Genomic DNA, 16,456 nt, shown 5'->3' on the forward strand with positions numbered 1-16,456 from the left:
GATGCCTTGTTCAAAGTTGCTGGGTAATGAGGGCCATGGCCCGGTCGATCTGCCGCTCGTCGTTGAGCAGGCTCGGGGCCAGGCGGATCACCGGGCCGACGTCGCGAGCCACCGCGTCGCACATCACCTTGTTGGCGCACAGGTGGGCGGCCACGGCGTCCGGATCACGATCCTTGATGCGCAGGAAGGTGAAACCGGCGGAGAACTGTTCGCTGCGCGGGGTCACCAGCTGGATCTGGCGGTGCTCGGTCAGGCGCTGTTTGAGCAGGCTGTTGAGCTGGTGGATGCGCTGCTGCACCTCGGCCTTGCCCAGCTGCAGGTGCAGCTTGAACGCTTCGCCGGCGGCCCAGCGATGCTCGAAGGCGTGGTAGCCGCCCGGGGTCATGATGGTGGCGAAGTCTTCGTCGCGGGAGAAGGTGGCGACGCTGGGCACCAGGTGCTGCATGCCGGTGGAGGCGGCGCAGATGATCCCGGTGCCGCGCGGGCCGAACATCCACTTGTGGGTGCCGGCGATGAAGTAGTCGCAATTGAAGTCGGCGAAGCAGGCGTTCTCCACGCCGAAGCCATGCACGCCGTCGACCACATACAGAATGCGCTCGGCTTCGCTGCGCTCGCGGTTGTGCCGGCGCACCAGTTCACCGATCTCGCCCACCGGCAGCTTGACGCCACTGCCAGAGTGCACCCAGGTCATGCCCAGCACCCGGGTGTTGGGCTTGATGGCCTTGTCGAGGGTGCTCAGCACCTGGTCGGTGGACACCGTCCACGGGTCGTCGAACAGACGGATCTTGCGCACCGCGGTGCCCTGGCGCTGGTTGCGGAACTCCAGCGTCTTCTGCGCGGAATAGTGCTCGTGCTCGGTAATCAGGATCTCCTGCCCGGCGCCGACTTTGAGGCCGCCATAGATCATCGCCAGGCCTTCGGTGGTGCTGCCGGTCAGGGCGATCTGGCGCGGGCCTACTTCCAGGTAGCGCGCGGCCCACTCGCGTACTTCATCCTCGCGCTGCCATTCGTACTGGCTTTCCCAGTCCATCAGCGCGGCGGGGTTGCGGTCGAGGTCGGCGCGGTGGCGGTCGATGGCGGCCTGAACCGGGCGTGGGTGGGCGGTGACCAGGAAGTTGGCGAAGTGCGCCACGTTGGGGTCGAGGGGGAACAGCTCACGCAGGTTGCGCCATTTGTCGGCGCCGCCCAGCGGCTTGTCGGGCGTATCGGCCAGGGCCTGGGGCAGCAGCGGCAGGCTGGCGGCCAGCAGGCCGGCCTGCTTGAGAAAGGTGCGACGGTTGTTCATGGAGGACAGGCTCGACTCAACGGTTGGCGACGGGGTGGGCGGACTTCTGCACCTGCTCCCAGACGCGCAGGAAATTGCCCGCCCAGAGTTTGCCGATGTCGGTTTCGCTGTAGCCGCGGCTGAGCAGCTCGGCGGTGACGTTGCGGATCTCGCTGACATCTTTCCAGCCATCCAGGCCGCCGCCGTCGTTGAAGTCCGAGCTGATGCCGACATGGTCGATGCCGACTTTCTTCACCGTGTAGTCGATGGCGTCGACGTACTGCTTGAGGGTCGCCTTGGGCTCTTCTTCGAGGATGCCGTACAGGGCGCTGGCGTATTCGCCGAAGCGCTGCTCGGGCCAGATGGCGATCACCGCGTCGCCCGGCATCAGCGCATTGGCCAGGCCCTGCAGCGGCTGCAGGTCGAAGCGCACGCGCAAGGCCTCGAGCTTGTCCAGCACCGGCTTGCCCAGCGGCTTGAGATACTGGCCGAAGCCGACCACCTGGATGACCCCGCCGCTGTCCTTGATCAGCTGCATCTCCTTGTCGGAGAGGTTGCGCGGGATGTCCACCAGCGCCCGGGGCGCCGAGTGCGAGGCGACGAAGGGCGCGCGCGACAGGCGGGCGACGTCCTCCAGGGCCAGGGTCGACATCTGCGACACATCGATGATCACGCCCAGGTCGTTGAGGCGCTTGACCGCCTGTTCACCGATCGGTGACAAGCCGCCGAGGGCGTCGGCGCTGTCGTTGAAGAACGGCAGCGGGCGCGAGGAGTCGGCCCAGTCGTTGTTGCCGGTGTAGCTGAAGCCGAACATGCGCATGCCGCGCGCGGCCCACAGGTCCAGCTGCGCCAGGTCGTGGCCGAGCGGGTAGGCGTTGAGCATGCTGATGAAGATGGCGAACTTGCCTTCGCCATTGAGGCGGCGAAAGTCCTCGGGGGTGTACGCGATGCCGACCTGGTTGGGGAAGTCGCGGACCATGCCGCTGATGATCTTGTAGCGGGCTTCCTGTTCCTGGCGCGCCGCGTCGACGAAGCCGGGGGTGGGGCGGTGCGGGGCGTTGGCGCCGTTCCAGATCTCCGGCCAGCCGAAGATGGTCAACGCCGCGCCCGACAAGCGACCCTTGCCGGCCTTGGCCAGGTCGAACTGGCCAGGGCCGTCCTTGTCCAGTTCGTGGCCGGCGGCGCCCAGGTCCAGGGGCACGGTGATGTGGCTGTCGAACGACAGCATGTGCTCGTGCAAGGCATTGGCCTGCTCGACGACCTGGCGTGGGTAGCCGGCCTCGCGTGGCCAGTAGAGGTAGCCGGCGGCGCTGCCCAGGGCGACCGCCAGGGCCAGCGGCAGGCCGATGTACAGGGCTTTGCGGGAACGGGTCTTGGTCATTGCCATCTCGTTGCGGACTGATCGGATCGGCCTGCCGGCAAACGCGGGCAGGGCTCGGGTATCAGGTGGACGAGTGGCGCGCGGGCAAATTTATCCGCGCGCGGCATTCAAGAACCAGGCGGGCTGGCCGATAGCCGGTAGTGTAAAAATCTATTTCAAGGAAGGTGCGCAATGGTTGCAATAACCAACGCCAATATCAATATCCCGACCCTGTCTGGCGCCAGCCAGCCCCTGGCGACCACCTCGCAGCCGGGCAAGCCTGAGGTCAACGAGCGCGGTGGCCTGGTGTTCCAGGGGGATGCATTCAAAGCCCCGGACAGCAAGCCCGAGGCGGTGGAGTCCGACCCAACTGAGCCGCCGAGCATCAAGGAGCTGCGCGAGGAGATCAAGCGCCTGCAAAAGCAGTTGGCCGAGGAGCAGAAGCAACTGGCCCAACTGCAGGAGCAAGCGAAGAAAGACCCCAGCAAAATGGCGGCGGTGCAGGCCAAGCAGGCCAGCATCACCACCCTGACCGGGTTGATCATGGCCGCGACCGCGCAGTTGCTGGAGGCGCTGAACAAGAGCGGTGGCAGCAGCGCCGGTGGTTCGATCAACACCACGGCCTGATGCGCCGTGGCGCCGGGGCCGGCGACTGGCCCCGGCCCTCTGGCCTCAGTCCTGGGCCAGGCGCGCGCGGTTCTGCCGCTCGCTCTTGTACTGCATGGCCACTGCTGGGGCTGGCTTGGCGCTGCCGGTCTCCAGCCACTGGCGCATGCGGCTGGCATCGGCGAAGTGGGTGTACTTGCCGAAGGCGTCGAGGATGACCATGGCCACGGGGCGGTTGTCCATCTTGGTCAGCAGCACCAGGCAGTGGCCGGCCTCGTTGGTGAAGCCGGTCTTGGTCAGCTTGATGTCCCAGTTGCTCTTGTTGACCAGGTGGTCGGTGTTACGAAAACCCAGGGTGTAGTTGGGCTTGCGAAACGCCACGGTCTTCTCGCGCGTGGTCGACAGCTCGCTGAGCTGCGGGTACTTGCGCGAGGCCATCAGCAGCTTGGCCAGGTCCTGGGCGGTGGAGACGTTCTGGGTCGACAGGCCGGTCGGCTCGACATAGCGGGTGTGGCTCATGCCCAGGCTGCGAGCCTTGGCGTTCATCGCCTTGATGAACGCGCCATAGCCGCCGGGGTAGTGGTTGGCCAGGCTGTTGGCCGCGCGGTTTTCCGACGACATCAGGGTGATCAGCAGGGTTTCGCGACGGCTCAGCTCGCTGCCCAAGCGTACTCGCGAATACACGCCTTTCATCTCTGGGTTGTTGGCGATGGTCATGCCGAGCATTTCGTCCATGGGCAGCTTGGCGTCGAGCACCACCATCGCGGTCATCAGCTTGGTGACCGAGGCGATCGGGCGTACGCGGTCGGCGTGGCTGGCGTACAGCTGCTGGTTGGTGTTCAGGTCGATCAGCAGGGCGCTGCCGGAGGCCAGGTGCAGCTTGGCGGGGTCGCGTTGCTGCTGGGCCGGGGGTTGTTGTGCAGCAGCGGTCGACGGCAGGGTGGCGGTACCTGTGAGCAACAGCAGCAGGCTGAGGATGGACAGGGAAGTTTTCACGTTGAGGCTCACTAAATGTTGGTATGTCGTTGGCTGTGCAAGGGTTTCCCCCAAAAAACCGTTGCATTTTGGAGTATGGCCGAAGCGCTGTCGAATGCCTTATATCCAAAGGGCGCAAGGTGAAGGAAATTTAATCCTGTACCAATTCTGTACCAATTACCGCCGATTCCAGCTTGGCAAGTTCGGACCAATCATTCGCTGAATTCAGCCACTTGGCGTAGGTGGTGAGTAGCACTTGCACAGAGTGTCCAAGCTGCCCGGCGATGAAGGCAGGGTTCATCCCTGACATAAGGCACATCGTGGCATATGTGTGCCTGCAGTTGTACTGTGGCCTCGCTCTGATCGAGGTTGCCTCGATCGCTTCATTGAAGTGCCCGCCAGGCGTGCTCGGGCCTTTCATGTGTGGCGACCTCCCGGCCGGCTGGAAGACGAATGGAGATTCTGCTGAGACTCGTCTGCCGTTGCGCTTCCTGGCCTCGGCGATCTGCCTTGCTCGCTCGAGGGCTCCCAGCGCTCGGCTGTTGAGCATGATCGTTCTGGTGTACTTGGTCTTCGTTCGCTCCATCACCTGGTTCTCTACGACGATCCGGCATACGTGGGCCGTCTTCTTCTCCAGGTCGATCTCGTCCCAGCGCAGCGCCATGATCTCGCCGGTGCGCATACCGGTGTAGAAAGCAAACTCATAGAACGCTGCGAACACCTGGTTGCAGCGTGAAAAGTTCTTGTACATCCACCTGATCAGGTTCTCCGCCTCTTCAACCGTGAATGGGTCGACCTGCTTCTTGTTCTTCTGCGGCAGCTGGATTGATGCTGCCGGGTTCCTGTCAACCACCTCGTCATATACCGCTGCGCGAAACATCGCCTTGACCCGCGCGATGGCAGCGCGCTTGACTGTCGAGCTCTTCCACTCGGTCTTCGCGACCACCTCCCTCAGCACCATCGGCGTTACCGCCTTGATCGGCAGTGTCGCCAGATGGGGCATCCAGTAGTTGTTCATCAATCCTTTGTAGTTGACCCGTGTGTCATGCACCACCTCCAGGCTGTCCAGCCAGCTCTGGGCGTACTCGCCAAACATCAGTTCGTTGGCTGGCGCCGTGTAGCTGGAGGCCGGAAACAGCTCGGCGTACCTTTTTTCGTCAAGCACGCCGTGCCTGGCCAGGCTGACTACTTGAGCGCGTAGATCGGCTGCCGCCTTGATCCCCTTGGCGGTTTGGGGATATGCAAGCGTTTCGGATCTACGCTCACCGTTCCAAGTAAAACGGATCCGGATTGACTTGCCGATGAATTCGACTCCAGTGGGTAGCCCCAGCTTCCTTCCAGCCACGCTTCGTATCTCCTGATGCTGTAAAAAATCCGGCCGTCGATCTTCTTCCAAACCCCCTCAGGGATCACGCCGCGGCTGCGCTTTCCTTCCAAGGCCCGCTTGGTCGTACCGATCAGCTCGGCCATTTTTTCCTCCGGGACCTTGTCGGAGACATAGGCCACCGGCTGGCGTTCGTCATCTTGCATGTTGGTCTCCACGCCGCCGGTGGCGGCAGGTTGGTGGTCAGGCTGCTTTCTGCGATTTGGCCTGGTCTCGGCGCCGGCGCATTTGCACCTGCAGTCGATAGGTCTTGAAACGGCGGCCGTCACCGAAGCCCATCTCCGGGGCCAGGTTGCAGAGGTCTTCTTCGAGCATCCCGAAGTAGTAGAGGTGCTCGCCGTCGGCTACCCACTCGGGTTGAGCTATCGCCCAATCGCGCGCCAGGGCTCATTCCGTGCAGGTCTTGAAGCTGCTCATATCGCCTTCCCAGCAGCCGGCAACGAGCTGGTATGCCTGGCGTGGCTCGATGTGCCCGCGGCACTCGCAGCAGATGTGGCGCTTCCTGGCCACGGGGTCGGATGTCGTCTGGAAATCGGACATGATCTCTCCTCGCCCGCGCATGTCGGCGGGCTTGAGTAGTTAGGGGAGGGGTTAGGCTTCGGTGATGGGTGCTGGGATGGCCTGGGCTTTCCACTCGGCGTCCATCTTCCAGGCTATGCAGGGCGGTTCTGTCTTGCTCTTGTAGCCGCCAAGCCAGTAGTAGCCGCTGTGCTTGGATGTTCCGCAGACGCTGCAGGTGTGCCAGCTACCGAATCCCCGAGCAGAGAATGGCTGGTACTGGTGGTTGTTCACCGCGGGCCCCGATAGATCAGGTAGGCCATGTAGGCGAGGGCGATCATGGCTGGGCCTCCTTGGTCATGGCTGCGTCGATGGCGCCATCCACTCCGGACTTTCCATCAGCGACGTACACGTCACCGGCAAGGATTCGCTCAACTGCACACGGCAGCTTCGTCACGCCGAATGCCTCGCACAGCCAGCGGTACCGCTCCGCATCCTTGCGCATGCCCTCAACAACTGATCCGATCTCGGCGGGGAGCATCGACATGAATTCAATGCTGCACTCGACGGATACGGCGGCGCCGCAGGCCGTTGCGGATTCGCTGATGATCTTGCGTAGCGCCTCGTTCTCGGCAGAGAGCTTGCCAAGCAGGCCGTAGCACTCGGCCAGCAGGTTGTTTGCGGCCTCGATAGCCGGGCCTTTGCCGGCCACGCCGCGCTGGCAGGCCTTCATCAGTTGCTCAACTACGTTCGGGGCGATCATGGCTTCCACCTCTTGCCGACGCGGTACACCATCATCATGTTGTGATGGAGTGGCACCTTCAGGACGTGGTCGAAGAACTCGCCCTTTCCAGAGATGAATCCTGTAGGCACCTTGGTTCCTCCGGCGCCGAATTCACGCCAGCATTCTTCGCCGCCGTTCTTATCCCAGTAGGCGCGCTCACGCTTTGGGATCTCATCGTAGGTTTTTTCGAACACGGAGATATCAGGGATATCACAGATCCTGCGCCATGCGGGATTGCGCTTGCACCATTCAGCAGCATGCTGAGAGGCTTGATCGACAGAGTAGAATTCCTTGGTGCTTTGTTCGGTCATGGCATCAGCTCCTTTGGCACTTGTGCGGTATCGCCGAGCTTGGCCTGCGCTATCGCTCGGCATGAGGCTGTCAACGCGCTGGGTCCGCCGCCGCTCGGGAACACCTCCTGGCCGGTGGACTTGCAGACATAGGCGCACCAGTACTCTCCAGTTGGGCTTCGGCTGAAGCCTGAGCCATTGAAGCTCGTCTGGATGTGATGCTTATCGATCAATGGCCCACCCACGGCCCAGTCCTCGTACGGGTTGTAGCGCTTGGTGTGTTCGGTGGCTGTTGCCTGGTGCCGGGCGAACACGCGCCAGGGGTTACCGTACTCAGGCGGGACCAGGATCAGGTCAAGCCCCTCGGCAATGCCGACTGCCCACCCAAGCGCCTCTCCGGCCAGGTCTGCCGTCTTCACTTCGATCAGATCGTTCATGGCGACACCTCAGCCAAGAATTCATGGCAAAGCTTTCCGGTTGCGATGTGCTCAAGGTTGCCCTGGGCGTTCGTGCGAAACTCGCCCTTCGGCAAATACAGGCGCTCGAACTGTCTGTGCCATTCATGGATGCGTGGGTCACAAGCCGAACACAGCATCCAGGGTTGGCTAGGTAGTCCGCGCCATTTGCCGCCGGCATCCGCCATCCTGACCCAGAAGTTGCATAGCGCCGTATTCTCCCGGCAACCGCATTCGTAGCACTGGAACAGGCTCATGGCACCACCCCAATCATTTCCCCCTTGAGAGCAGCCGTGGCTTTCATATCCATAAGCAGCGCGGCGGCATGTTCAGCTGAAATGGCGTGCAGATAGCCGCTGAAAGTGCCATCCGGGGTTTCATAGTCGAAGGTGAAGAGCTTCCAGGCGCGACCGCCAACCTCACAGGAGATTGGCAGCTCCACAGTTTTCGATAGCTGGCTCACAGCTGATACCTCTCATCAATCCAGCGCCCAGGCGCCAGTGCGGGTGTAGGTCCGTTGTCCTGCTGTTCGTGCGGGGAGAGCTGGCGCTCGTTGCCGGCCTGCAGATGGCAGGCCTTGGTCTCGCGACCGACGAACATGCCAACGCAGAAGACCTGCACCAAGGTGAAGGCGCCAACGATGGCGCCCATGACGACCAGATGACGCTTCATGGCGTCACCTCGCGGCGCGCCCACCAGCACACCGGGCCGTCATCGGTGTCGTGGATGGCCAGGCAGAACCAGCCATCGCCATCTGGCTTACTGGGATCCCAGTAGCTGCAATCGGGGTCGCCAGACTCGAAGTAGCGTTCTGCGATGTCCTCCGGTGCGTCGGTCTCCAGGTGGAACATGGCGAGCTGCAGGCCCTGCTGTGCGACCCAGGCCTTACACTTCTCGCCGTCGCCCTCGTCGAAGTCGGGCAGGTCGGGGTGCTGGAACATTCCGTATTCATCGCGCTCAACCGGCGCCGGCTGGATCAGCTTGATTTCTTCAGGCATGACGATTCCTTGGCCGCACTCGCGGCAGTGAATAGAGGGGAGAGGGGTTACAGCGAGGAGTACAAATGTGCTCTTGTGCGGCCTAGCATTCCGCGCGCATGAAATCTGCCATGTCGCCCATCTGCTCGATGATGGCGTGTTCTTCGGCGGCGGCAGAGCCGATGATCTTTTCCTTGCGGCTCTGGCATAACCTGCAATCGATTCTGGCCCAGTCACCTGAGAGCTCGGAGGATTCCCCTAGCCAGGTGCCGCAGGGCGCTTGCTCAAGGTCCTCCGGGGCAGCCCCCGGGCAGAAATGCACCTTCACGACTTCGGCTCTGCACTGGCGGATAGGGCTGCATTGATGCGCTTGAGCACCGCTGCGCTATTGGGCTCCATCCAGCTTGCATGCAGCGCTGCATCACGTAACAGCGCATTCTGCTCGGCCAGTTGGGCGCGCAGGGTGTCGGCCTCTGCTTTGGCTTCGTCCTTGTACTGGCTCAGCCGCGCAGCCAGCTTACGACGTAGACCGCGTTCGCTCTCCAGTTCGGCGCGCAGCCGCTCAACCTCGCCAGGATCGGCGTGGGTGTAGAGCTTGGCCCCAAGGCGCGGCATCTTGCCTTGTGACCATGCGATCTCATGCAAGCCTTTACCGAACGCCACGACCTCGCCTATCGGCTCGCCCTGGCGCTGCTCGGCTCTCGCATTCCAGAGCTCGACCGCCTTGTCGCGGCCTGGCTGCTCCTCGCCTTCATTCTGCGCTACGCCCACTGGGCCACGGGCCAGGCAGGCCTCATGCGGCCCGGTCAGGCCCTGACAGATCACAACTGAAGCGTCGCTATCTAAGCGCTCGATGAGAAAGTCATGCTGGCCGCAGAAAGGGCACGGCAGCAGTTCGCTGGTGTTACTGGATCGGTTCTCTGTGGGCATGGGTAACTCCTGAAGTCAGTCGAACAGGTGCTCGCGGCGCCCAGTCTCGTGGTAATGCAGGTCTTGTATGGCCTGTTGCTGGTCGATGGTGAACATCGGGTTGCAGGTGGTGCAGTGGCCGGCGATCTTGATGGCCTGGAAGGAAAGCGAGATCGATGGGTAGTCGCGAAGGCACGAAGGGCACTGAACTGCGTCGACACCGCAGCAGCTGATCGCGGCGTCTTCGTCGTCATGCACTGATTTGCAGACTGGGCACTCGAAAAGCTCCTCTATCCCAGGGCGGCAGCATTCGAGTGCACCGTCCTCGCAATCATGGATCTCTCGGCAGGAGCAGCATCGATAGAGAGCCTTGACCTGAATCTTCATGGATACCTCCGAGCAGGCGCCGCCCTCGCCGGGTCGGCGTTATCATTGAATAGGAGAAGGCGCTGGCGGGCAGCGCTATCGTTTCTGGTAGGTTTGCGTCAGCGCGCCGTTGACCACATGCCCGCGGCGAAGGACGAGCTTGGCCAGCCGTGCCCGGTCTTTCTGGCTGTGGCTGGCCTGGCCAAGCAGGCCGAAGTAGCTGTTGGCTGTCTCGCGGAGGTTCTCTGCTGGCGTCGCAGCGGTTCGCTTCATGGCCTGGGCCACCGACTTCTTCCTGGTGGTGCGCCGCCATGGCTTGATCACATGCCCGACGAAGTCCACGCCGCGGTCGATGGGTTGCAGGATTGTCTTCGTCGGGTTGAGCCTTACGCCCAGGCTCGGCAGGAAGTCTTCGATCTGGCGCAACCACTCGTTGAGCTGCTGCGGCGACTCGTTCAGCAGCACAAAGTCATCGACGTAGCGGATGTAGTGCTTGGCCTTCAGCGTGTGCTTGCAGAACTTGTCCAATGCATCCAGGTAGACGTTGGCGAAGAACTGCGACGACAGGTTGCCGATGGGCAGGCCCAGGTAAGCGGGCTGCCCGGTCAGGCGCTTGTGCTGCGGCACCCGGTTGAACAGGTGCGCCGGGCTGCGCTCGACGTAGTTCTCGCGCGGATCGTGCATGAGCACCTGCAAGGCCAACTTCCCGAACCACGGATCATCGATCTTGCTGGCCAGTTGCCGGGCCAGCACGCGCTTGTCGATTGACACGAAGAAGTTGGCCAGGTCGCACTTGAGGTAGAAGCCAGGCCGCGACCAGTTCTGCGTCTGGCTGCGGATTTTCGCCTCCATCCGCTTACCGGCGTACAGCGTACCGCGCCCGGGGATACATGCGCAGCTGTCCGCTATGAAGCTGCGCTCGATCCGTGGACCAATGCGGTTGTATAGCAGGTGGTGCACGATGCGGTCGCGGAAGTCGGCGGCCCACACTTCGCGGGCCTTTGGTCTGGTGACCACAAAGCAGATAGAGCGGCCGGGGCGGTAGGTTCCGACCTGGAGCTCTTCGAATAGGTCGAGGAGATTGGATTCCATGTCCACTTCGAAGCGTCGGGTGCTCGCGGTGTTCCGCTTGTGCCGCCGGCAGTCGTAGTAGGCCTGAACCAATTCCTCGAAGGTGAAGCTCGCAACAGGAGAATCTGCGGACGGGGCGAACGAGGAACTCATTGTTCTTGTCGTTGTTGTTGAGCCAGCCACTCTCGAAGTCCATGTTGTAGGCGTTGTTGGCGGAGCGCTGCGACCTATCGTGCTATCTACGTCGCCAGGACGATTGCTCAGCCTGGAAACTGCGCCGGACCTACCAGCATCTGCTGGCGGTATCCGTGCTGCGCATGGCGGTGATCATCGATCAGCGGCACGACCAGATTCTGCGCGCAGGCAGGAGGGCCTTAACCCTCAAGCAGCGGGCGCGGTTGCGGATTTCTTCCAGGCGTTGGCCTGGCGGCCGACGGAGGCCGTGAGCTTCATTGCCTTGGCATGCTGCCCCTTGCTGATCAGGCCCTTGTTGGTGAGGGCGCGCAGTAGGTAGTTCAGCATCCAGATGCTTTCGAGCAGGAGGTTCAGATGCGGGAGCTTGTCCCGCGCCATATTGGCTCGGCCTATCAGTACCAGAGCTTGCAGGCACTCGTCCCTGATCTTCGAGCCGACGACCTGCTTGAGGTCGCGCGGGATGTTCCGTACCAGGTCAAGCGAAAGGCCGAGAAGCTCCTCGGCCGCCTTGTGGATCTCAAGGTCTGTGTGAAGGGCCATCCTGGCCTCCTAAAGCAGGGCGCGTCCGCGCCCAGGAATGAAGAATTGAATTACGGAATAAATCTGCGGACGGGGCGAACGAGGAACTCATTGTCCTTGCCGAAGTTGGTGAGCCAGCCACTCTCGAAGTCCATGACGTAGGCGTAGTAGGCGGAGCGCTGCGTAGACGACCAGTGATAGGCCTTCTCGAATAGCTCAGGCACGTTCGCTTCGGCAACCTGCAGCTCGCGTCGGGCAGGCAGATAGAAGTCGTTGTGGCCGTCGGCGGTGAACTCGCTGGCCAGTTTCGCGGCTTGGTGCTCGCTGCTGCCAGCCAGAAGGGCTTTGGTGTTGGCCCGGCCATCGCTTGCGCTGGTGGCGCCCTCGCACTCTTCGCCGCTACCACCCCATTCTGCGCGCAGTTGCTCGCTCAGGACGGGCACGATCAGGTAGTAGTCCGGCGCTCCGTCCTCGCCGCGCATCAGTCCGGCGTTGTAGCCACCTTGGGCAGGCCAGTACGAACCAAGTGCTGGCACCTCGAAGCGCAGATCAGCGACTGGCACTGCGCCGAGCAGTTTGTCGATCTCGCGTTGAATGAATCGAGACGCCAGGCTGGCGTCAACTTGGATGCTTAGTTGCTCCATGGTGTGCTCCTGATGGAAATAGGTGCAGGCGGCCGGCGCTTCCCGGCGCGCTTCTGGTCTGATCGTCATCCTGACGAACCCGGAATCGCCTGCAAGGGAAAGGAATGAATGGGTGAATTACTGAAGGATTAGGCTGCGGACGGGGCGAACGAGGAACTCATTGTACTTGCCGCTGCTGAAGAGCCAGCCACTCTCGAAGTCCACGTAGTAGGCGCTGTTGGCGGAGCGCTGCGAGCTCAGCCAGTGCCAGCTATCCTCACGCAACTTGACCAGGCCATCGGCCTTGGCCGCCATTACCAGCTGACCTTCCAGGCAGGACGGGATGAAGGCGCCAAGTTCCAGCGCCTTGATGGCGATCTCACTGCCGGCCTCGGCCATGGCGCGGGTGTTCGCTTCGCCGTCGCTGTAGCTGTCGGCGCCCGGGATCTTCACCCCGTACTTACCCCATACGCCTTCGAACTCGTTGTCGAGCTGGATCAGGGCCCGCTCTTGGCCGTTGAGCCAGTAGCGGGTGACGAAGGTGCCACCGGCCAATGGCTGGCCGCGCTCAGGAAGGTCGGCGGCGGCGATGGATTGCAGTACAGATTGGGTCATGACTTTCTCCAGGGTGTAGGCCGCCCTCCATGGCTGGTGGCGGTGTAGTGATGGATCGGGGAGGTTGTTACTTCAGGATTGCCTTGGCGCAGGCCTGGATTTCGATCCAGAGCGCAGAAGAAGGCCGAGCCTCGTACTTGACCAGGGCCTTGGCTATGCGCTCGGCCAGCTCAGCCTTGCTACCTGTAGGTGCCGGCGGCGATTGGTGAGCAACCTGAATTGGTAGGTCGTACTGGCCCGGAAGGTCGATTCTCATGTGGCGCGACTCCTCGATCTTCTGATAACCCGCTGGGCGGCAGATTGATGTGTTGCTGGCGCCGGCCGTGCCGGACGCGGGAGGTGATGCGCTTCATGCTGCTTTCTGCTGATTCCAGGCGCCGACGGCGGCAAAGATCTTGGCGGCCTCTGCCTCGTCAAGCGTTGTGTCGGTAGGGATGGCGATCCAGCCGGCCGCCACCAAGTGATTCGGGTTGGCCGTTGCCCGCAGGTCGGTGTAGGTGGCTTCGATCACCTCGGTCAGGTGCTCAGCCCGGTAGTTACCTTGCGGGGCGACCTCGACCGACTTGTTGTAGCGTTCGCCGAGCTCTGTCCGGCACAGCACGCTGAGCTAGATGGTCCACCGGTGCGGGATGTCGCAGACGGCGTCGACGACCTGGCGCGCCCGGATCTGCTTGAGGTTCTTCCAGTTGAGCAGCACCTGCTGGCCGCTGGGATCGATGTTGACCACGGCGGCGTGGTTGGCGGAGACCAGGGCCCGGCAGGTGCGTTCGAGGCGTGCCCGCATGTTGTGTGGCTTGCGCTTGCTCATTGCAGGGCGCCTCGCTTTGTCGCCGCGCCTGCCTCCATCGCATCCACGAACACCATCGCGGCCTTGTAGCTGAAGCAGAAGCCCTTGGTCTTGCCGGTGGCAATCTCGATGATGTGCCAGGCGTTGCCCTTGGTCACGGCCTTGTACAGCGGCCCAGGCGCCGGGGCAGGGCGGCCAATCATCTGGTAGAGCTCGGCGGTGGCGATGACCGATCGAGCGCGCATGGCGGCAAGTACCTGCCGGCGATCCTGGAAGGCTATGTGCATGGGGTGATCCTCGGGTGGGATTCAGGCGTGGTGCTCGAAGGCCTCGGCCTTGCGAACGATTCGAACTTGGGCGGTGCGCCGTTCGGGAGCCCGGCGATCGCGGCGCATGGGGTCGCTGTCGTCGATGACCGCGTGCATGGCGATCAGCGAGGCGAGCAGGAAGCACATGGGGCTGATGATGTTGCGGCGCATGGCCTCGGCGACTAGGGCGGCGCGACGGGGCACGTCGAGCTTGAACATTGCCGCCGCGATTCGCTTCTCGACGCCGCCCTCGCTGATGCCGAAGCGGCGTGCGATCTGCTTCGACGTCATGCCTTGGGCAACGTCGAGAACGCATTCCAGCTCGCGGGGCGCGAGGCCCCGGCCCAGGTGGCCTTTCCATTGGCCAATGGTGATGGTGTCCATGACTTGCTCTCGGGCGGTTGATTTCCCGTCTGGCCCTCAACCTCGAAGGCCAGCCAGTGAAATCCCTACAGCAGTCCCGCCAACCTAAGCCAAGCCGCAAGGAGAGGCCCAAGCAGCGCGGCTGCGGTGGCGAACTCAGCGATTCGGTAAAACATGGCGGCCTCCTGCTGGGTTCCAGCGCCCGCTACTGGCGACGGCCCTGGATGGATTTGAATTGGTGACTCCGACCGCGGACCTTCCCGCCGGATAACTGATCTTGGTGCTTTACCCTGCACACCCGGGGCAGTTGCCACCCCTCTGGACTGTTGAGGCCTGTCCATCGCTGCCTTTGCTGCCTTTGCTGCGGCCGGTGTCGATCCGGCATGGGCTTAGTAAACGCCATGTTTATTGCCTCGTCAATCAAAATGTTTATTTATGTTTATTCGCGGGGGACAGCGATTTGCTGGCGGGAAAAAATCAGGCACAAAAAACCCGGCGCTTGGCCGGGTTGTTTGGGGCAGGGAGGCATCAGGTGCGGGAGTACATTGCCCACCAGAAGACGTGCCCAATGATACGGATCTGCTGCTCCTGAATGTCTGCGAAGGTGTAATCCTCATCGGGATGCTCGTCGCGGTTGTAGCTCCGGAAGCGGATGCCGCTAGGAATTCTATAAACCTGCTTAACCCTCAGCTGACCCGAGTGGCTAATCGCATACATTTCGCCATCGACCAGGTCTCGTATTGAGTTCTTCGCAACGTTTACCCCGACGGTGGCACCGGCACGCAGTACCGGGACCATGCTGTTTCCAACCACTGTCACGCATTTTGCGTCTTGGGCTTGCACGCCGTTCCGCCGAAGGTCGGCCTTAAAGAAGCGCAGCTTATCAGTAGGGCTCTCTTCGACTACGAATCCACCTTCCCCGGCATGCAACTCAACCTCTTCTAGGAATGGCACCCACACCTCGTTCTCATTGAGAGGGGAGTTTTCGTCCCAGGCATCGATATCCAGCAGCTCGCCGGCGGCGTCGCGATCCCGCGTACCCGCCAAATCAGCGATAAGTGGACTTCCATCCCCCGATTCCAACCAATCAAAGCTCAGGGACAACTCTCGGCTTACCCGATAGAGGTCTTTTTTGGGGATGCCGCGCCCGAACCAGTTGTTCAGGGACTGAGCGCTGATGCCGAGCCGCTCAGCCAACCAGGATGGTGCGAGGCCGTTCTGAGAGGCGTACTGCCGAAGGCGATCGCCTGAATGTTCAATAGTCATAAACATGAAGTTTACGCGGCTTGCCTTGTTTATTAAATAAACGTATTGTTGAGGTATGTTTATTCGCCCGAGGCGGAATGTTTATGCAGCCCACCCCCCTTGAGCGCGCTATCCGAGCGGCTGGAACAGGTAGGGCCCTGGCTGATCTGCTGGGGGTTACGCCGATGGCCGTCTCCTACTGGAAATCGCGAGGCGTGCCTGCGAGGCAGGCCATACCGATTGAAAAGGCCACAGGGGTCTCTCGACATGACCTAAGGCCTGATCTGTATCCGGCGGAGGATGTGCAAGCTCCTTGATGACCATTTTCCACTGATTGGCCTTGCGCCAGTAGTGAGTCCGCCCCGCTGTTCATGCATCCAGTGCTCGAACAGCAGGCGAAAAAAAACCGCCTGGCAGGGCGGTCTTCTGAAACAACAACGAGGTCGATTATGCACTCTGCAATGGACGCAAGCAACACCGCGCCACAGGCCGTTTCGCACCAGAAAGCCTACCACCAGTCCGCAGCAATCCATGCGGCTCGAATGATCCGCCTCCAGTACGCAATCGAATCGAAGAATGCCTTCCGCGCCGAGTGTGTTGAGCACTTGCGCGCCTCCCTGTGCGAGACCAAGTCATGAGCACCATTGTGATGACGGCCTGCTGGCCATTGCAGGGGATGAGCCCTGCCCAAAAGGCGGTGCTGATCTCCTTGGCCGACAACGCCAACGACGACGGCGTTTGCTGGCCATCCATCGCCACCATTGGGTCGCGCACCTGCCTTTCGGAGCGGGCCGTACGCAATGCGTTGCGGTGGCTTGAGGAGGTTGGCCTTCTGATGAGCCATCAGCGCTTCGGCCGCTCA

The 16,456-nt window shown here is 62.0% G+C and carries 28 protein-coding genes and 1 pseudogene; 4 read left to right on the forward strand and 25 right to left on the reverse strand.

The features are described 5' to 3' along the window. Positions 1–10: 10 nt before the first annotated feature. Both E3U47_RS22455 and pvdM read right to left on the reverse strand, forming a co-directional pair. Complete coding sequence (locus E3U47_RS22455; RefSeq protein ID WP_134693782.1) at positions 11–1,285, reverse strand: aminotransferase class V-fold PLP-dependent enzyme; 1,275 nt, start codon at positions 1,283–1,285, stop codon at positions 11–13. A 16-nt stretch (positions 1,286–1,301) separates the two neighbouring features. Beyond that, entirely contained in the window at positions 1,302–2,645 is a 1,344-nt protein-coding gene (gene pvdM, locus E3U47_RS22460; protein ID WP_134693783.1) for a pyoverdine-tailoring dipeptidase-like protein PvdM, read from the reverse strand. Positions 2,646–2,816: 171 nt separating this feature from the next. On the opposite strand from pvdM, the gene E3U47_RS22465 reads away from it, so the two are divergent. After that, complete coding sequence (locus tag E3U47_RS22465; RefSeq protein ID WP_134693784.1) at positions 2,817–3,251, forward strand: hypothetical protein; 435 nt, start codon at positions 2,817–2,819, stop codon at positions 3,249–3,251. A gap of 45 nt (positions 3,252–3,296) precedes the next feature. On the opposite strand, the gene pbpG is transcribed toward E3U47_RS22465, so the two are convergent. The 3 genes from pbpG to E3U47_RS25295 all read right to left on the reverse strand — a co-directional run bounded on the left by pbpG (position 3,297) and on the right by E3U47_RS25295 (position 5,735). Continuing rightward, a complete protein-coding gene (gene pbpG, locus E3U47_RS22470) occupies positions 3,297–4,226 on the reverse strand; it encodes a D-alanyl-D-alanine endopeptidase (protein WP_134693785.1) in 930 nt (309 codons plus the stop codon). Between the two features lie 130 nt (positions 4,227–4,356). After that, positions 4,357–5,508 carry a site-specific integrase gene (locus E3U47_RS22475; protein WP_256660329.1) on the reverse strand — a complete coding sequence of 384 codons (1,152 nt, stop codon included), beginning with the start codon at positions 5,506–5,508 and terminating at the stop codon, positions 4,357–4,359. Next, on the reverse strand, positions 5,391–5,735 hold the full coding sequence (locus E3U47_RS25295) for a hypothetical protein (protein WP_256660328.1): 345 nt from the start codon (positions 5,733–5,735) through the stop codon (positions 5,391–5,393). The genes E3U47_RS22475 and E3U47_RS25295 overlap by 118 nt, the downstream gene beginning before the upstream one ends. Here E3U47_RS25295 and E3U47_RS25060 point away from each other — a divergent pair. Then, a complete protein-coding gene (locus tag E3U47_RS25060; protein ID WP_167659524.1) occupies positions 5,734–6,168 on the forward strand; it encodes a hypothetical protein in 435 nt (144 codons plus the stop codon). The genes E3U47_RS25295 and E3U47_RS25060 overlap by 2 nt on opposite strands. A 12-nt stretch (positions 6,169–6,180) precedes the next feature. On the opposite strand, the gene E3U47_RS22485 is transcribed toward E3U47_RS25060, so the two are convergent. From E3U47_RS22485 to E3U47_RS22585, 20 genes and pseudogenes are all read right to left on the reverse strand, one after another. Further along, positions 6,181–6,381, reverse strand: coding sequence for a hypothetical protein (locus tag E3U47_RS22485; protein ID WP_134693787.1), 201 nt, complete (start codon positions 6,379–6,381; stop codon positions 6,181–6,183). 43 nt (positions 6,382–6,424) lie between these two features. After that, positions 6,425–6,850, reverse strand: a complete 426-nt coding sequence (locus E3U47_RS22490; RefSeq protein ID WP_134693788.1) for a hypothetical protein — start codon at positions 6,848–6,850, stop codon at positions 6,425–6,427. Continuing rightward, on the reverse strand, positions 6,847–7,182 hold the full coding sequence (locus E3U47_RS22495) for a hypothetical protein (RefSeq protein WP_134693789.1): 336 nt from the start codon (positions 7,180–7,182) through the stop codon (positions 6,847–6,849). The genes E3U47_RS22490 and E3U47_RS22495 overlap by 4 nt, the downstream gene beginning before the upstream one ends. Next, positions 7,179–7,598, reverse strand: coding sequence for a DUF2591 domain-containing protein (locus E3U47_RS22500; RefSeq protein ID WP_134693790.1), 420 nt, complete (start codon positions 7,596–7,598; stop codon positions 7,179–7,181). Before E3U47_RS22500 ends, E3U47_RS22495 begins: the two co-directional genes overlap by 4 nt. Then, complete coding sequence (locus E3U47_RS22505) at positions 7,595–7,873, reverse strand: hypothetical protein (protein WP_134693791.1); 279 nt, start codon at positions 7,871–7,873, stop codon at positions 7,595–7,597. The genes E3U47_RS22500 and E3U47_RS22505 overlap by 4 nt, the downstream gene beginning before the upstream one ends. Beyond that, positions 7,870–8,079, reverse strand: coding sequence for a hypothetical protein (locus tag E3U47_RS22510; protein ID WP_134693792.1), 210 nt, complete (start codon positions 8,077–8,079; stop codon positions 7,870–7,872). Before E3U47_RS22510 ends, E3U47_RS22505 begins: the two co-directional genes overlap by 4 nt. Then, a complete protein-coding gene (locus E3U47_RS22515; protein WP_134693793.1) occupies positions 8,076–8,288 on the reverse strand; it encodes a hypothetical protein in 213 nt (70 codons plus the stop codon). The genes E3U47_RS22510 and E3U47_RS22515 overlap by 4 nt, the downstream gene beginning before the upstream one ends. Beyond that, on the reverse strand, positions 8,285–8,614 hold the full coding sequence (locus E3U47_RS22520; RefSeq protein WP_134693794.1) for a hypothetical protein: 330 nt from the start codon (positions 8,612–8,614) through the stop codon (positions 8,285–8,287). The genes E3U47_RS22515 and E3U47_RS22520 overlap by 4 nt, the downstream gene beginning before the upstream one ends. An 82-nt stretch (positions 8,615–8,696) precedes the next feature. Continuing rightward, positions 8,697–8,921, reverse strand: a complete 225-nt coding sequence (locus tag E3U47_RS22525) for a hypothetical protein (RefSeq protein ID WP_134693795.1) — start codon at positions 8,919–8,921, stop codon at positions 8,697–8,699. Beyond that, a complete protein-coding gene (locus E3U47_RS22530; protein WP_134693796.1) occupies positions 8,918–9,523 on the reverse strand; it encodes a Lar family restriction alleviation protein in 606 nt (201 codons plus the stop codon). Before E3U47_RS22530 ends, E3U47_RS22525 begins: the two co-directional genes overlap by 4 nt. A gap of 15 nt (positions 9,524–9,538) precedes the next feature. Further along, positions 9,539–9,889, reverse strand: coding sequence for a hypothetical protein (locus tag E3U47_RS22535; protein WP_134693797.1), 351 nt, complete (start codon positions 9,887–9,889; stop codon positions 9,539–9,541). 75 nt (positions 9,890–9,964) lie between these two features. Beyond that, the gene (locus E3U47_RS22540; protein ID WP_134693798.1) at positions 9,965–11,092 is read right to left on the reverse strand and encodes an RNA-directed DNA polymerase; all 1,128 of its coding nucleotides are present in this window, start codon (positions 11,090–11,092) and stop codon (positions 9,965–9,967) included. Positions 11,093–11,320: 228 nt separating this feature from the next. Continuing rightward, entirely contained in the window at positions 11,321–11,674 is a 354-nt protein-coding gene (locus E3U47_RS22550; protein ID WP_134693799.1) for a four helix bundle protein, read from the reverse strand. Positions 11,675–11,724: 50 nt separating this feature from the next. After that, a complete protein-coding gene (locus tag E3U47_RS22555; RefSeq protein WP_134693800.1) occupies positions 11,725–12,297 on the reverse strand; it encodes a DUF1566 domain-containing protein in 573 nt (190 codons plus the stop codon). A 117-nt stretch (positions 12,298–12,414) separates the two neighbouring features. After that, complete coding sequence (locus E3U47_RS22560; protein ID WP_134693801.1) at positions 12,415–12,891, reverse strand: DUF1566 domain-containing protein; 477 nt, start codon at positions 12,889–12,891, stop codon at positions 12,415–12,417. A gap of 67 nt (positions 12,892–12,958) precedes the next feature. Next, entirely contained in the window at positions 12,959–13,147 is a 189-nt protein-coding gene (locus E3U47_RS22565) for a hypothetical protein (protein ID WP_134693802.1), read from the reverse strand. A 93-nt stretch (positions 13,148–13,240) separates the two neighbouring features. Then, positions 13,241–13,699: pseudogene (locus E3U47_RS22570) on the reverse strand (hypothetical protein). Beyond that, a complete protein-coding gene (locus tag E3U47_RS22575) occupies positions 13,696–13,965 on the reverse strand; it encodes a hypothetical protein (protein WP_134693803.1) in 270 nt (89 codons plus the stop codon). The pseudogene E3U47_RS22570 and the gene E3U47_RS22575 overlap by 4 nt, the downstream one beginning before the upstream one ends. Before the next feature lie 21 nt (positions 13,966–13,986). Continuing rightward, positions 13,987–14,370: a response regulator transcription factor gene (locus E3U47_RS22580; RefSeq protein WP_134693804.1), complete on the reverse strand. Its 384-nt coding sequence runs from the start codon at positions 14,368–14,370 to the stop codon at positions 13,987–13,989. A 507-nt stretch (positions 14,371–14,877) separates the two neighbouring features. Further along, entirely contained in the window at positions 14,878–15,621 is a 744-nt protein-coding gene (locus tag E3U47_RS22585; RefSeq protein WP_134693805.1) for a S24 family peptidase, read from the reverse strand. A 77-nt stretch (positions 15,622–15,698) separates the two neighbouring features. Here E3U47_RS22585 and E3U47_RS22590 point away from each other — a divergent pair, with 77 nt between their 5' ends. Then, on the forward strand, positions 15,699–15,911 hold the full coding sequence (locus tag E3U47_RS22590) for a Cro/CI family transcriptional regulator (RefSeq protein WP_134693806.1): 213 nt from the start codon (positions 15,699–15,701) through the stop codon (positions 15,909–15,911). A gap of 317 nt (positions 15,912–16,228) precedes the next feature. Further along, a partial coding sequence (locus E3U47_RS22595; RefSeq protein ID WP_167659525.1) for a helix-turn-helix domain-containing protein occupies positions 16,229–16,456 on the forward strand: 228 nt, incomplete at its 3' end.

The organism is Pseudomonas sp. RIT623 (assembly GCF_004519305.1).
Taxonomy (GTDB): Bacteria; Pseudomonadota; Gammaproteobacteria; order Pseudomonadales; family Pseudomonadaceae; genus Aquipseudomonas.